Here is a 15,076-nt window from a genome sequence, read left to right on the forward strand (position 1 = left end):
TTTGATAGTTGGCATGAATCTTGCATGTGTATAAAAGTGTGAAGGCTAGTTTTAGGAAAGGGGTTGAAACACCTTATGAAATTAGACAATTTAATAGAACAGGCAACCCAATTGAAAGATGCGACAGTTGCAGTCGCTGCGGCTGAAGATAGAGAAGTCCTGGAAGCTGTTTCTATGGCAGTGGAACGCGGTATGGCAAAATTCCTGCTATTTGGTGACAGTGAAAAGATAAATGAAATTTTGAAAGCTGTTTCACCTAAGCTTTTAGAAAGTCCTGTTGTATCTGTTCTCCACGCAGGCAGTACGAAAGAAGCTGCAGAATCAGCTGTGAAGGCTGTGCGTAACAACGAGGCAACCGCTTTGATGAAAGGGAATATTGCCACTGCGGTGATACTAAAAGCAGTTTTGAATAAAGAATACGGTCTAAGAACCGGCAGTGCCTTATCCCACGTAGCGGTTTTCGAGATTCCGGGATATGACAGGCTGACTGTTTTGACAGATGCAGGGATGAATATCGCACCGGATCTTGAGCAGAAGGTACAAATCATCAATAATTCCGTCGGTGTTGCCAGACGAATCGGCATCGAGAACCCGAAAGTGGCTCCGCTTGCTGCTGTTGAAGTGGTAAATCCATCCATGCAGGCTACAGTGGATGCTGCGGTTCTTACCCAAATGAACAGAAGAGGGCAGATCAAAGGCTGTGTAGTTGATGGACCGCTTGCACTTGATAATGCCGTTTCGCTTGAGGCTGCGGAGCATAAAGGAATTCACAGCGAGGCTGCCGGCAAGGCTGATATTTTACTTGTTCCAAATATTGAAACAGGTAATGCACTATATAAATCACTTATATATTTTGCAAGGGCTAAGGTTGGAGCAGTCATTGCGGGAGCAAAGGCGCCTATCGTCCTTACTTCAAGAGCGGATAGTGCTGAAAGCAAAATGTATTCATTGGCATTGGCAATCTGTTCTGCCTCTAAATAAAAGGCTGTTTGCGCATATATTGTTGCTTGAGGAAAATCCCAAGAGCCGGATTTTTCCCCGGATACTAAGGGATTTTCTCTGAGCCGAGCCAAATAAACATAAAAACATACTCAGGGAGGAAACAAAAATGAAAATCTTTACTTACATGGAGAAATACGACTACGAGCAATTACTATTCTGCCAGGATGAAAACTCAGGATTGAAAGCGATCATCGGCATTCACGATACTACACTTGGGCCTGCTCTTGGCGGTACCCGCATGTGGACCTATGAATCCGAGGAAGCAGCCATTGAGGATGCTCTTCGCCTTGCAAAAGGAATGACATACAAGAATGCGGCAGCAGGCCTGAATCTTGGTGGAGGAAAGACTGTTATCATCGGAGATCCCCGCAAAGATAAAAACGAAGAGATGTTCCGTGCATTCGGACGTTTCATACAAGGTTTGAACGGACGCTACATAACTGCAGAAGACGTGGGAACTACTGTGGCTGATATGGATCTTATCCATGAAGAAACTGATTATGTAACAGGTATTTCGCCGGCATTCGGTTCTTCTGGTAACCCTTCTCCAGTAACGGCATACGGTGTGTACCGCGGAATGAAAGCAGCTGCTAAGGAAGCTTTCGGAACAGATTCACTTGAAGGTAAAACGATTGCCGTCCAAGGTGTAGGAAACGTTGCCTTCACACTTTGCCGCCACTTACATGAAGAAGGCGCAAAGCTGATCGTTACGGATATCAACAAAGAAGCTGTTCAGCGTGCCGTTGAGGAGTTCGGTGCCAAAGCAGTAGACATCAATGAAATTTACAGTGTGGATTGTGACATTTATGCTCCATGTGCATTGGGAGCAGTAATCAATGATGAAACGATCCCTCAGATAAAAGCAAAAGTAATTGCAGGTGCTGCAAACAATCAGCTTAAAGATACAGCACATGGTGACACTATTCATGAAATGGGTATTGTTTATGCCCCTGACTATGTAATCAATGCCGGCGGAGTAATCAATGTTGCTGACGAGCTTTATGGTTACAATCGTGACCGTGCGATGAAAAAGGTAGAGGGAATTTACAATAACGTTGAGCGTGTAATTGAAATCGCAAAGCGTGACGGAATCCCAACATACCTTGCAGCTGACCGCATGGCTGAAGAGAGAATCGAAAGAAACCGCAAGTCTCGCAGCCAGTTTCTGCAAAACGGGAAGCACATTTTAAGCTACCGCTAAGCAGCAGGAAGAAACGCTTGGCTTCAGAGAGGCGAAGCGTTTCCCTGTTTATAAGAGAGCTTCTCAGGGCAGTTGATATTCTGCCCGCAATGAACAAGGGGTGCAGGAACAGATCTAGAAAAAAGGGGCCACTAAAGAAGGGCATAAGCTTTTCTACATTGGAGGTAACAACATTGGAAGCGAAAGAACATCGAATTCTGGTCATCAATCCTGGTTCTACTTCTACAAAGATTGGTGTATTTGATAATGAAATCTCGATTTTTGAAAAGACATTAAGGCATGATGCTGAAAAAATTAATGAATTTGAAAGCATCATTGATCAATATCAGTTTAGAAAAGAAACAATTCTTGAAACTCTTGATGAAGAAGGCATCAATATTTCAAAGCTTAGTGCCGTTTGCGGGCGCGGCGGACTATTGAAGCCGATCGAAGGCGGAACCTATTCGGTAAATGAAGAAATGCTGAAGGACTTGCGCGAAGGATATTCAGGCCAGCATGCGTCCAACCTGGGAGGCATTCTTGCCTACGAGATTGCCGAAGGTCTCAACATACCTTCTTACATCGTCGATCCGGTTGTGGTCGATGAACTTGCACCGATTGCAAGAATATCGGGTGTTTCCCTTATCGAGAGAAAAAGTATTTTTCATGCCCTCAACCAAAAAGCGGTTGCAAGAAGGGTTGCGAAAGATCTGGACAAGAAATATGAGGACCTTAACCTGATTATCACCCATATGGGCGGTGGTATTACCGTCGGAGTCCATAAGAACGGCAGGGTTATAGATGTGAATAACGGCCTTCATGGCGACGGTCCTTTCAGTCCTGAACGCGCGGGTACAGTTCCGGCCGGCGACCTGGTCGACCTATGCTTCTCCGGAAATTATTATCGTGATGAAATCATGAAAAAACTTGTGGGACAAGGCGGGCTGGTTGGATATCTTGGAACCAATGATGCTGTCAAAGTTGAGAAGATGGTGGAAAAAGGGGACAAGAAAGCAAAGCTTGTATACGATGCTATGTCTTACCAAATTGCAAAAGAAATCGGATCAGCAAGTGCGGTGCTTGAGGGCAAAGTAGATGCGATTGTCCTGACCGGCGGATTGGCTTACGGAAAAGGATTCGTGAAACAAATCAGTGAAAGAATCAATTGGATAGCGGATGTCATTGTTCATGCGGGAGAAAATGAGCTTCAGGCACTAGCCGAGGGAGCGCTTCGCGTGTTGAAGGGTGAAGAGCAGCAAAAAAACTATCCAGGGAATGTGAAAACAAAAGCGACAGTGTAATATACAGGAGGAGGAATACCATTGGCTGAAGAGTATGATGTAGTCATCCTTGGGGGCGGGACAGGCGGTTATGTTGCTGCCATCCGGGCTTCACAATTAGGTTTAAAAACAGCTATTGTCGAAAAAGGGAAATTAGGCGGAACTTGTCTGCATAAAGGCTGTATCCCTAGTAAAGCGCTTCTTCGCAGTGCCGAAGTGTATGCCACTGCCAAAGAGGCCGATACATTTGGAGTCATGATCAATGATGTAAAGCTTGACTTTGCACGTGTTCAGGAAAGAAAAGAAAAAATTGTTGAAGGCCTTCATAAAGGTGTGCAGCACTTAATGAAGCAAGGGAAGATTGACGTGTTTGAAGGAATGGGGAGAATTCTTGGGCCTTCCATTTTCTCGCCTATGCCAGGAACAGTCTCTGTTGAAATGAACAATGGAGAAGAGAACCCAATGCTGATCCCTAAGAATGTCATCGTTGCTACAGGGTCCCGCCCAAGAACGCTGCCAGGGCTTGATATTGATGGCGAATTTGTTCTTTCTTCTGATGAAGCGCTTGAACTTGAGAAACTTCCTGAGTCTATGATTATCGTGGGCGGCGGTGTTATCGGAATTGAATGGGCTTCCATGCTTTCTGACTTTGGAGTGGACATTACTGTTATCGAATACGCTGACAGAATTGTTCCGACAGAGGATCACGAAATCTCCAAAGAAATGAAGCGCTTGATGAAGAAAAAAGGCGTCAAAATCATAACTGGTGCTAAGGTGCTTCCTGAAACCATTGAAAAAGACAGCGGTGTCAAAATCAAAGCTGAAATCAAAGGAGAGCAAAAAGAATTCTCCGCAGATCAGCTGCTGGTTTCAGTAGGACGACAGGCAAACACAGAAGGAATCGGTCTTGAAAATACTGATATCGTTGTAGAAAAAGGGTTCATCAAGGTCAACAAACATATGCAGACAAAAGAGTCTCATATCTATGCCATCGGTGATGTGATCGGCGGTCTTCAGCTGGCACACGTTGCCTCTCATGAAGGAATATCAGCTGTTGAGCATATGGCCAATGAAAATCCTGAGCCGATTGATTACAGCCTCGTATCAAAATGTATCTACAGCAATCCGGAGATTGCGAGCGTAGGGCTGACTGAAAATGAAGCAAAAGAAGCAGGTCACAATTTGAAGGTCGGTAAGTTCTCTTTCCGTGCTATTGGGAAAGCGCTTGTTTATGGTGAATCAGACGGTTTTGTCAAAATCATTGCTGACAAGGACACTAATGATATCCTTGGTGTTCATATGATAGGTCCTCATGTAACAGATATGATTTCCGAAGCAGGGCTTGCCAAGGTGCTCGATGCGACTCCATGGGAAGTGGCGCACACGATCCACCCTCATCCATCGTTGAGTGAAGCAATTGGGGAAGCAGCATTGGCGGTTGACGGAAAAGCGATCCACTCTTAAGTTTGCAGAATATTTTTCCCACATCCAATCCAGGATGTGAGCACATACAAGGAGAAGGAGAGCCAGCAGGTTCTCCCTCTATAAATGTTTGGGAGGTAAAATAAATGGCTGAAAATCGTCATGAAGCTCTTGGTCTATCCAATGAGAAAGTATTAGAAATGTATGAAACTATGTTGATGGCTCGTCGTATCGATGAGCGGATGTGGTTATTGAACCGTTCGGGTAAAATTCCTTTCGTTATTTCCTGTCAAGGCCAGGAAGCAGCACAAATTGGTGCAGCTTTTGCATTGGATCCAGAAAAGGATTACGCACTGCCTTACTACCGTGATATGGGAGTGGTCCTTACTTTCGGAATGACGGCAACAGAACTTATGCTTTCTGGTTTTGCAAAAGCAGAAGACCCTAACTCAGGCGGCCGTCAGATGCCTGGTCACTTTGGACAAAAGAAAAATAATATCGTAACAGGTTCATCTCCGGTTACAACGCAAGTACCGCATGCTGTAGGTATCGCCCTTGCAGGGAAGATGGAGAAAAAGGATCTGGTTACATTCGTTACTTTCGGCGAAGGTTCATCCAACCAAGGTGACTTCCATGAAGGCGCTAACTTTGCGGGGGTACATAAGCTTCCAGTTATCTTCATGTGTGAAAATAATAAATATGCCATTTCTGTTCCTATCGAAAAGCAGCTGGCTTGTGAAAATGTTTCCGACCGTGCAATCGGCTACGGTATGCCAGGTGTGACAGTTGACGGAAACGACCCTCTTGAAGTATACAAAGCGGTGAAGGAAGCAGCAGACCGCGGCCGCAGAGGCGAAGGCCCTACTTTAGTTGAAACAATCTCTTATCGTCTGACTCCTCACTCCTCAGATGATGATGATCGCAGCTACCGTTCTCCGGATGAAGTAGCTCAAGCGAAAACAAAAGATCCAATCATCACATTTGGTGCTTACTTGAAAGAAACAGGCGTTATGAATGATGAGCTCGAAAAAGAAATCAATGACCGTGTTATGAAAATTGTCAATGAAGCAACGGATTATGCTGAAAATGCACCATATCCAGAGCCTGAGAGCGCACTGAAACACGTGTACGCAGAAGAGAAGTAAGGGGGAATAATTCATGGCAGTAATTTCTTATATTGATGCAGTTACAATGGCAATACGTGAAGAAATGGAAAGAGACGAAAAAGTATTTGTTCTTGGTGAAGACGTCGGTAAAAAAGGCGGAGTGTTCGGTGCAACAAGAGGTCTTTATGATCAATTTGGCGAAGATCGTGTCCTGGATACACCGCTTGCTGAATCTGCTATCGCTGGTGTTGGAATCGGTGCGGCAATGTACGGTATGCGCCCAATCGCAGAAATGCAGTTCGCTGACTTCATCATGCCTGCAGTGAATCAGATTATTTCTGAAGCATCACGCATCCGTTACCGTTCCAATAATGACTGGAGCTGTCCTATGGTTATCCGTGCCCCTTATGGCGGCGGTGTCCATGGAGCGCTTTATCACTCTCAGTCGGTTGAAGCAGTATTTGCTAACCAGCCTGGACTGAAAATTGTCATGCCTTCTACACCTTATGATGTGAAAGGACTGCTAAAAGCAGCCATCCGTGATGAAGATCCTGTTATGTTCTTTGAACACAAGCGTGCTTACCGATTGATCAAAGGTGAAGTTCCTGATGATGACTACGTTCTTCCAATTGGAAAAGCAGATGTTAAGCGTAAAGGTGAAGACTTGACTGTCATCACTTACGGACTATGTGTCCATTTCGCTCAACAGGCTGCTGAAAGACTTGCTGAAGACGGCATCGAAGCAGAAATCCTTGACCTTAGAACCATCTATCCATTGGATAAAGAAGCAATCATCGAAGCAGCTTCCAAAACAGGTAAAGTACTTCTTCTTACAGAGGACAATAAAGAAGGAAGCATTATGGGTGAAGTGGCGGCCATCATCTCCGAGAACTGCCTGTTTGACCTTGATGCTCCTATCATGCGACTGGCGGGACCTGATGTTCCTGCAATGCCATATTCACCTACAATGGAGAAATACTTCATGGTGAATCCGGATAAAGTCGAAAAAGCAATGCGGGAATTAGCCGAATTTTAATAATAGAGACTAAACAAAATGCAGTTAAGGAGGGTTCCTCTTTGGGTATTGAAAAAATGAAAATGCCTCAGCTCGGGGAAAGTGTTACAGAAGGTACAATCAGCAAATGGCTTGTAAGTCCTGGAGATCAAGTTAACAAATATGACCCGATTGCCGAAGTGAATACAGATAAAGTCAATGCGGAAGTACCATCTTCATTTACAGGAACAATCAAAGAATTGATCGCTGAAGAAGGAGACACTTTGGAAGTTGGCGAATTTATCTGTTCTATCGAAGTGGAGGGCGGCGGCTCAGCTGAAGAAGCTCCAGCCCAACAAGATCCAGTAAGTGATTCTGCTCCTCAGGAAGAAAAGACAGAAGCTAAGAAACCTGTAAAGAAAGCTGAAAAAGGCGAGGGTAAAGTCCGCTTTTCTCCAGCGGTCCTGAGATTGTCCCAGGAACATGATATTGACCTTGATCAAGTTGAAGGTTCTGGAAGAGAAGGAAGAATCACTCGTAAAGACCTTCAAAAGCTGATTGACTCAGGAAATATTCCTAAAGCCGGCGATGCCAAAGCATCTGCACCTGCGAAGGAAGAGCCTAAGCAAGCTCCTGTAGTGGAAGCACCGGCACCGGCTGCCGCAGCTCCTGCCAAAGCATCTGCAGCACCTAACGTACCGGTTATGCCTGGCGATATTGAAATTCCTGTAACAGGAATCAGAAAAGCGATTGCTTCCAACATGCTTCGCAGCAAACATGAAGCGCCACATGCTTGGACGATGATGGAAATCGATGCTACAAACCTTGTGGATTACCGCAGCAAGATCAAAGGTGAATTCAAACAGCGTGAAGGCTACAACCTTACTTTCTTTGCTTTCTTTGTAAAAGCAGTAGCACAGGCTCTAAAAGAATTCCCAATGATCAACTCAATGTGGGCAGGGGACAAAATCATCCAGAAGAAAGACATCAATATCTCAATCGCCGTGGCGACAGATGATGCTCTTTTCGTTCCAGTCATTAAGAATGCGGATGAAAAAACAATCAAAGGCATTGCCCGCGAAATCACTGAGCTTGCAGGGAAAGTCAGAAGCGGCAAGCTGAAATCAGAAGACATGCAAGGCGGAACATTCACAGTGAACAACACAGGTTCATTCGGGTCTGTTCAATCAATGGGGATTATTAACTATCCTCAAGCTGCCATCCTGCAGGTTGAATCAATCGTTAAGCGCCCGGTTGTCATGGACAATGGCATGATCGCCGTAAGAGACATGGTGAACCTATGTATGTCACTCGATCACCGTGTACTGGACGGATTGGTATGCGGACGCTTCTTGCAGCGCGTCAAAGAAATCATTGAAAACATTTCAAAAGAGAATACTTCAATCTATTAATAGTAGTAAAAAACCGGTCTGCCCAGTGCAGATCGGTTTTTTAGTAAGCTTTATCCCTTTAAAGCGAGAAAAGGGACAGTCCCTCTAACACTTTAAAGCAGTTGAGCGCATTTATTAAAGTTTCACCGCTATCATTGAAGTGGCCGTAGTTTTTTTATATACTGAAATAGCATTAGTATAAAAATTTTGAATAGTCTACAGGTTTTATGAAACCGATTACAAAAATCGGGAGGGGGAAGCGTTAAGCGAAAATATGGACATAAATAAGATGAAAACGGCCTCATTTGAACGAGTGGGTTTCCAAGAGTGGAAGGCGAAAGCCGAGGAATCTCTTAAGGGCAAGCCGATAGACCATATATATAAGGAAACATATGAAGGATTTACCTTAAAGCCCTTGTACACAAAGGAAGATATTGATAAAAAACAATCAACAGAGCGTCATTCTTCAAAGAGGGACTGGAAGGTAGCGCAAAGAGTCACAGCAGAAGATGAGGACAGTCTGCCGGATTTGCTTTCCACCGCTCTGACAAGAGGGCAGGACACAGTGTCTTTTACAGATTACCACGGAAGTCTCAGCAAGAATGTTATGGAGAAGATTTTCACTCTGGCAATCAAAGAAAAAGCGCCTTTATTTCACATTGCCTCTCTAGATTCAGAAGGCTTCAGCCTGCTTAAAGAAGAATATTCTCGCCTGACAGGTGTATTCGGAGCAGATCCTGTCACTGAAATGGTGGGGGAAAACTCTTCAGAAAAAATGAATACTTGGATAGAACACATTACATATTTAAAGGAGAGCGCTCCCCAATTAAGAACCATTGTGGTGGATACATCCTCATTAAATGAAGCCGGAGCTAATGCCATTCAGGAAATGGCCTATGCGCTGGCTGCAGGAGTTACAGTATTAGAGAAACTGAAGAATGAGGGATGGTCTGCGGAACAAGCTGCAGGGAAGCTGATCTTTAATTTCTCCATAGGAAGCAGCTTCTTTACAGAGATAAGCAAGCTCCGCGCTTTCAGGACACTTTGGAAAAATGTTGCGGAAGCATACGAGCTAAGTGATACAGAGGCAGTCATCAGTGCAGAGACCTCTGTGTTCACAAAGTCAAAGCTGGATCCTTATGTGAATATGCTGCGTGCCGGAAATGAAACTTTTTCAGCGGTGCTTGGCGGAGCAGACTATATTCACACAGCCCCTTTCGATCAAGTGTCAGGAACAACTTCACCTTTCTCAGAGAGAATCGCCCGCAATACTCAGCTTATTCTAAGCCAGGAATCCCACCTGAACAAAGTGAGCGACCCCGCAGGTGGTTCATACTACATTGAATCACTGACAAACACTTTGGCAGAACAAGCGTGGAAGAAATTCCAGGTGCTTGATGGAAACGGCGGTTTGATAAAGGTGCTGAGAGATGGAACTCTACAAAACGAAATCAAGCTTGTGTTTGATAGAAGACAGAAGGACGTTGCCACAAGAAAACAAAACTTGATTGGAACAAATGTATTTTCCAATCTGGAGGAATCCTCTGCAGGAAATTTGTCTTCTGAGCAAAAGCAGCAGCTGCATGGAATGAAGCGCCAGCGCCTTTCTGCTGAATTTGAAAATCTTCGTCAAAGAGCTATTAGCTTGAAAGATAAACCTCTAGCCGGCTTGATCCTTCTCGGAAAGATTAAGCAGCATAAAGCCAGAGCCGACTTTGTAAGCGGGTTCCTCGCTGCGGGCGGCATCGGCGTGCTGCGAAGCAGGGACTGTCTAGGGGTACAAGATGCTGTATCATTTGTTGAAGAGTCGAAAGCGGACTATTTCGTGATTTGCGGAAGAGATGAAGACTATGAAGCTACGGCAAAAGAAATTCTGGCTTCTATTAAACGTGAGGGCCGGCAGATAGATTTAGCAGGAAGACTCAGTAAGGATGCAATGGAAGAATTACAGGAAGCCGGACTGGACAGCAGCATTTACCTGGGGCAGAACATGACAGAAAAATTAGATGAGCTTTTAAGAGGATGGGAGGGTACTTCATATGAAAAGTAAACCTGATTTTCAAAACATAAATATAAAGCAAGTAAATCATAGTGAAGGTCACCAAATCCCAGCCTCTGTTTTTGAGACCAACGAGAAAATTCCAGTAAAGCCTTTTTACAATGAACAAGATACAAAAGATATCTCACATGGCGACGACCTCCCGGGAATTGCCCCCTTTACAAGGGGACCATACCCGACAATGTATGTAAACAGGCCATGGACTGTGAGACAGTATGCAGGTTTTTCAACGGCGGAAGAGAGTAATGCGTTTTACCGCCGTAATCTCGCAATGGGCCAAAAGGGATTATCGGTTGCCTTTGACCTAGCGACTCACCGTGGGTATGATTCAGACCATCCCCGTGTTGTCGGCGACGTTGGGAAGGCTGGTGTGGCTATAGATTCCATTCTGGATATGAAGGTTCTTTTTGATGGGATACCGCTTGATCAAATGTCCGTGTCAATGACAATGAATGGTGCCGTATTGCCGATACTCGCCTTTTATATCGTGACGGCTGAAGAGCAGGGAGTCTCACCAGAGAAATTATCAGGAACCATACAAAATGATATCTTAAAAGAGTATATGGTACGCAATACTTATATCTACCCGCCGGAAATGTCTATGAAAATCATAGCGGATATATTTGAATATACATCAAAAAATATGCCGAAGTTCAACAGCATCAGTATTTCGGGTTATCATATGCAGGAAGCTGGAGCTCCGGCAGACATAGAACTTGCCTATACACTCGCAGACGGCCTGGAATATGTCAGGACAGGTCTCAAGGCAGGCATACCGATTGATAAATTTGCGCCAAGGCTATCTTTCTTCTGGGGAATCGGTATGAACTACTTCATGGAAGTGGCGAAAATGAGGGCTGCCAGAAGGATTTGGGCAAGCATGATAAAGACGTTTGGTCCACAAAACCCTAAGTCGATGGCGCTAAGGACACATTCTCAAACATCTGGATGGAGCTTGACGGAACAAGATCCGTATAACAACGTCACCAGAACGTTGATTGAAGCGCATGCTGCGGCGATGGGGCATACACAGTCCCTTCATACCAATGCCTTGGATGAGGCTATAGCCCTGCCGACCGATTTTTCAGCCCGGATTGCAAGAAATACACAATTATATCTGCAGGAAGAGACAGGGATAACGGATGTGATTGATCCGTGGGCGGGATCTTACTACGTTGAAAGCCTGACAAAGCAGCTGATGGATAAGGCATGGGAGCATATCGAGGAAATCGAAGAATTAGGCGGCATGACAAAAGCGATTGAAACCGGCTTGCCTAAAATGAGGATTGAAGAAGCTGCTGCTGAAAGGCAGGCGAAAATTGATTCAGGTAAAGAAGTCATTATCGGTGTAAATAAATACCGCCTTGAAAAAGAAGATGATCTGGAAGTATTGGATATCGACAATACCGAAGTCCGCCGCAAGCAAATCGAAAGGCTGGAGAGATTAAGGTCGGAGCGTGATGACAATACAGTAAAAGCGGCGTTAGATGAACTGGCAAACGCAGCAAAAACAGGAAAGGGCAACCTTCTGGAATTTGCCGTTTCAGCTGCCAGGGAACGAGCTTCGCTTGGAGAGATATCGGATGCGATTGAAAATGCGTCGGGCCGCCATAAAGCCGTAATACGCTCAATCAGCGGTGTCTACAGTTCCAATTTTTCAAATGAAGAAGAAATCAACAAGGTGAAAAGAATGGCGGAAGAATTCAGCGAGGATGAAGGGCGCCGGCCTAGGATCATGATTGCCAAGATGGGGCAGGACGGCCATGACCGTGGTGCTAAAGTAATTGCCACCGCATTTGCCGACCTCGGATTTGATGTGGATATCGGACCTCTTTTCCAGACGCCTGAAGAGACTGCACTGCAAGCCGTGGAAAATGATGTCCATGTCATAGGAGTCAGTTCCCTTGCAGCCGGACACAAAACGCTGCTTCCTGCTCTAAAAAAAGAGCTTGCTAATCTGGGCAGAGAAGATATCATTATCGTCATCGGCGGCGTCATTCCGCCTAAAGATTATAGTTTCTTAATGGAAAACGGGGCTGCAGCCATTTTTGGGCCGGGAACAGTCATACCGGTTGCTGCGCAAAAAGTGATAGAAGAAATCTACCGCAAACTCGGGTATGAGGAAGTGACAGAGTAGATGCCGGATTCCTTCAATCAGGGAAACAAGCTAAAGAGATTCAGGAAAAAATCACAAGCTTATCAACCTATTCATGAACTGATACAGGGAGTGAAGTCGGGAAACAGACGAGATCTTGCCAAAGCCATAACACTGATTGAAAGCAATTCACAGGAACATTTTCAGCGGGGGCAGGAGCTGCTCAAAGAATTGACTCCCCACACAGGAAACAGTATCAGAATTGGCATTACCGGCGTTCCGGGTGCAGGGAAAAGCACTTTTATAGAAACGTTTGGTGAATCGCTTTGTGAGCAGGGGTATAAAGTAGCCGTGCTGGCGGTGGACCCCAGCTCTACTGTTACAGGAGGAAGCATCCTCGGTGACAAAACAAGGATGGAGAATCTGTCACGGAACCCAAATGCTTTTGTCCGGCCATCTCCTTCAGGAGGAGTGCTTGGCGGGGTACACCGGAAGACACGCGAAACGATGCTTCTATGTGAAGCGGCAGGCTATGATGTCATTCTGGTAGAGACGGTAGGTGTCGGGCAGAGCGAGGTCATTGTGAGGGGAATGGTGGACTTCTTCATGCTGCTCGTTATAACTGGAGCGGGAGATGAACTTCAAGGCATGAAAAAAGGCATCATGGAGCTTGCAGATTTGATTGTGGTCAACAAAGCGGATGGAGACAATCTGCCTGCAGCCGAGAAAACGAGAAGAGAATATAAAGGAATTCTTCATTTCCTGCAGCCGGCGACTAAAGGGTGGGAAACTCAGGCTGTTACCTGTTCGGCGCTGCATGGGAAAGGGATAGGAGACATATGGCAAGCCATCGCAGATTTCCAAACTGCAACAAAGAGTAGCGGAGTTTTTTCCTCACGAAGGAAATCTCAAACAAAAGAATGGCTTCACTCCATGATTTCAGACAGGATTTTGAACAGCTTTTTTCATGACCCTGAGATAAAAAGAAACTTTCCAGATATTGAAGCAGAAGTGATTTCTGGAAGAAAGACTGCTTCTCAAGCGGTCGAACGGTTAATGGAGCTCTATAAAAAATGACAGCAGGCAGCTTATCTGAGAATCCGCTTAGGAATCTGGATAGCTGCCGTTATTTATATATCATGAGTCTATTTATTTTAAAAAAAATGCCTATAGTAATTCCTTCTTCAACCAATGAATTTGGCGAGCCGGCATATTATTTGAAAACGCTCTTTTCAACATCGTTGCTGCTATTTAATATAGGGTATTAGTGTAGCGCCTTTATTCAAATATATTCAAAAATCCTCCTGTTTTTAGATGATGATTGGAGCGGAAAGTGTATGACCTCCTGCGGGAATAGCGGGACAGGTGAGACCCCGAAGGCGACGCGAGGAGAGGCTGCGGGAAACATTCATACTATATAAAAACACCAACTAGTAGACCGATTAATAATCTTAATACAAGTGCTAGGTACCCAAGTTCTTAGGGGGGATGTAAAAGGTTACCAAGCGAGCGTCTAGGTGCCCAAACTCTTGTGGAAATTCAAAAAAGGTAACCAAGCGAGCCTCTAGGTGCTTGAACTCTTATGAAAAAGCAGAAAAAGGTAACCAATCGAGCATCTAGGTGCTCGAACTCTTGTGGTAAACCCAAAAAAGGTAACCAAGTCCACAAGCGAGCATCTAGGTGCCCAAACTCTTATGGTAAACCCCAAAAAGGTAACCAAGCGAGCGTCTAGGTGCCCAAACTCTTGTGGAAATTCAAAAAAGGTAACCAAGGGAGCATCTAGGTGCCCAAACTCTTGTGGTAAATTCAAAAAAGGTAACCAAGGGAGCATCTAGGTGCCCAAACTCTTGTGGTAAATTCAAAAAAGGTAACCAAGGGAGCATCTAGGTGCCCAAATTCTTGTGGTAAAACCAAAAAAGGTAACCAAGAGAGAGTCTAGGAGCCCAAACTCTTGTGGTAAACCCGAAAAAGGTAACCAAGCGAGCGTCTAGGTGCCCAAACTCTTGTGGTAAACCCAAAAAAGGATACCAAGCGAGCGTCTAGGTGCCCGAACTCTTGTAGTAATCCCAAAAGAGGTAACCAAGCGAGCCTCTAGGTGCCCAAACTCTTATGAAAAGGCAGAAAAAGGTAACCAATCGAGCGTCTAGGTGCCCGAATTCTAGGGGTAAATCAAAAAAAGGTTACCAGGAGGCTCACCGCCCGCCCCGCGGAGTCGCGCACCCGGAGCGGAAATCTACTTATTTCAGAACAGACAATATGAAAATATAGAAGTGGTCAGGCATCAGTTGCTGACCATTTTTTTTGAGAATAACATTGATACTGGGCTCCGTATAACTCTACCATTTTATTTGTAAATTAGAAGTTTGCAAAACAGAACCCATAACCATCTTTCCGAAAGGCTGTTTTCGCATATATTGATGCTTTCGAAAAAATCCCAAGAGCAGGATTTTTTCCGGGATACTAAGAGTTTTATCTCTTATCGAGGTAGAGTAGCTCTTTTCTTTTTGGTGTAATCAGTTTTCATCCCCCTTAATATGGTGTTTCTGA

The 15,076-nt window shown here is 44.9% G+C and carries 10 protein-coding genes; all 10 read left to right on the plus strand.

The genetic code is table 11. From position 1 onward, the window contains the following. Positions 1-75: 75 nt before the first annotated feature. The 10 genes from yqiS (at position 76) to meaB (ending at position 13,606) form a co-directional block, all read left to right on the plus strand. Entirely contained in the window at positions 76-981 is a 906-nt protein-coding gene (yqiS, locus tag FZC79_RS05480; protein WP_148945836.1) for a phosphate butyryltransferase, read from the plus strand. A gap of 127 nt (positions 982-1,108) precedes the next feature. Next, positions 1,109-2,203: a branched-chain amino acid dehydrogenase gene (bcd, locus tag FZC79_RS05485; RefSeq protein ID WP_148945837.1), complete on the plus strand. Its 1,095-nt coding sequence runs from the start codon at positions 1,109-1,111 to the stop codon at positions 2,201-2,203. 173 nt (positions 2,204-2,376) lie between these two features. Continuing rightward, entirely contained in the window at positions 2,377-3,483 is a 1,107-nt protein-coding gene (gene buk, locus FZC79_RS05490) for a butyrate kinase (RefSeq protein ID WP_148945838.1), read from the plus strand. Between the two features lie 21 nt (positions 3,484-3,504). Then, positions 3,505-4,926, plus strand: a complete 1,422-nt coding sequence (gene lpdA, locus FZC79_RS05495; RefSeq protein ID WP_148945839.1) for a dihydrolipoyl dehydrogenase — start codon at positions 3,505-3,507, stop codon at positions 4,924-4,926. Positions 4,927-5,030: 104 nt separating this feature from the next. Continuing rightward, positions 5,031-6,029: a thiamine pyrophosphate-dependent dehydrogenase E1 component subunit alpha gene (locus FZC79_RS05500; protein ID WP_148938738.1), complete on the plus strand. Its 999-nt coding sequence runs from the start codon at positions 5,031-5,033 to the stop codon at positions 6,027-6,029. Between the two features lie 13 nt (positions 6,030-6,042). After that, positions 6,043-7,026 (plus strand): alpha-ketoacid dehydrogenase subunit beta, encoded by a 984-nt coding sequence (locus FZC79_RS05505; RefSeq protein WP_148945840.1) that lies wholly within the window; start codon positions 6,043-6,045, stop codon positions 7,024-7,026. Between the two features lie 41 nt (positions 7,027-7,067). After that, positions 7,068-8,396: a dihydrolipoamide acetyltransferase family protein gene (locus tag FZC79_RS05510; RefSeq protein ID WP_148945841.1), complete on the plus strand. Its 1,329-nt coding sequence runs from the start codon at positions 7,068-7,070 to the stop codon at positions 8,394-8,396. 253 nt (positions 8,397-8,649) lie between these two features. Then, a complete protein-coding gene (locus FZC79_RS05515; protein ID WP_148945842.1) occupies positions 8,650-10,425 on the plus strand; it encodes a methylmalonyl-CoA mutase family protein in 1,776 nt (591 codons plus the stop codon). Further along, on the plus strand, positions 10,415-12,571 hold the full coding sequence (gene scpA, locus FZC79_RS05520) for a methylmalonyl-CoA mutase (protein ID WP_148945843.1): 2,157 nt from the start codon (positions 10,415-10,417) through the stop codon (positions 12,569-12,571). The genes FZC79_RS05515 and scpA overlap by 11 nt, the downstream gene beginning before the upstream one ends. Further along, positions 12,572-13,606 (plus strand): methylmalonyl Co-A mutase-associated GTPase MeaB, encoded by a 1,035-nt coding sequence (gene meaB, locus FZC79_RS05525; RefSeq protein WP_148945844.1) that lies wholly within the window; start codon positions 12,572-12,574, stop codon positions 13,604-13,606. Positions 13,607-15,076 lie beyond the last annotated feature (1,470 nt).

The organism is Rossellomorea vietnamensis (assembly GCF_008180615.1).
Classification (GTDB): Bacteria; Bacillota; Bacilli; order Bacillales; family Bacillaceae_B; genus Rossellomorea; species Rossellomorea vietnamensis_D.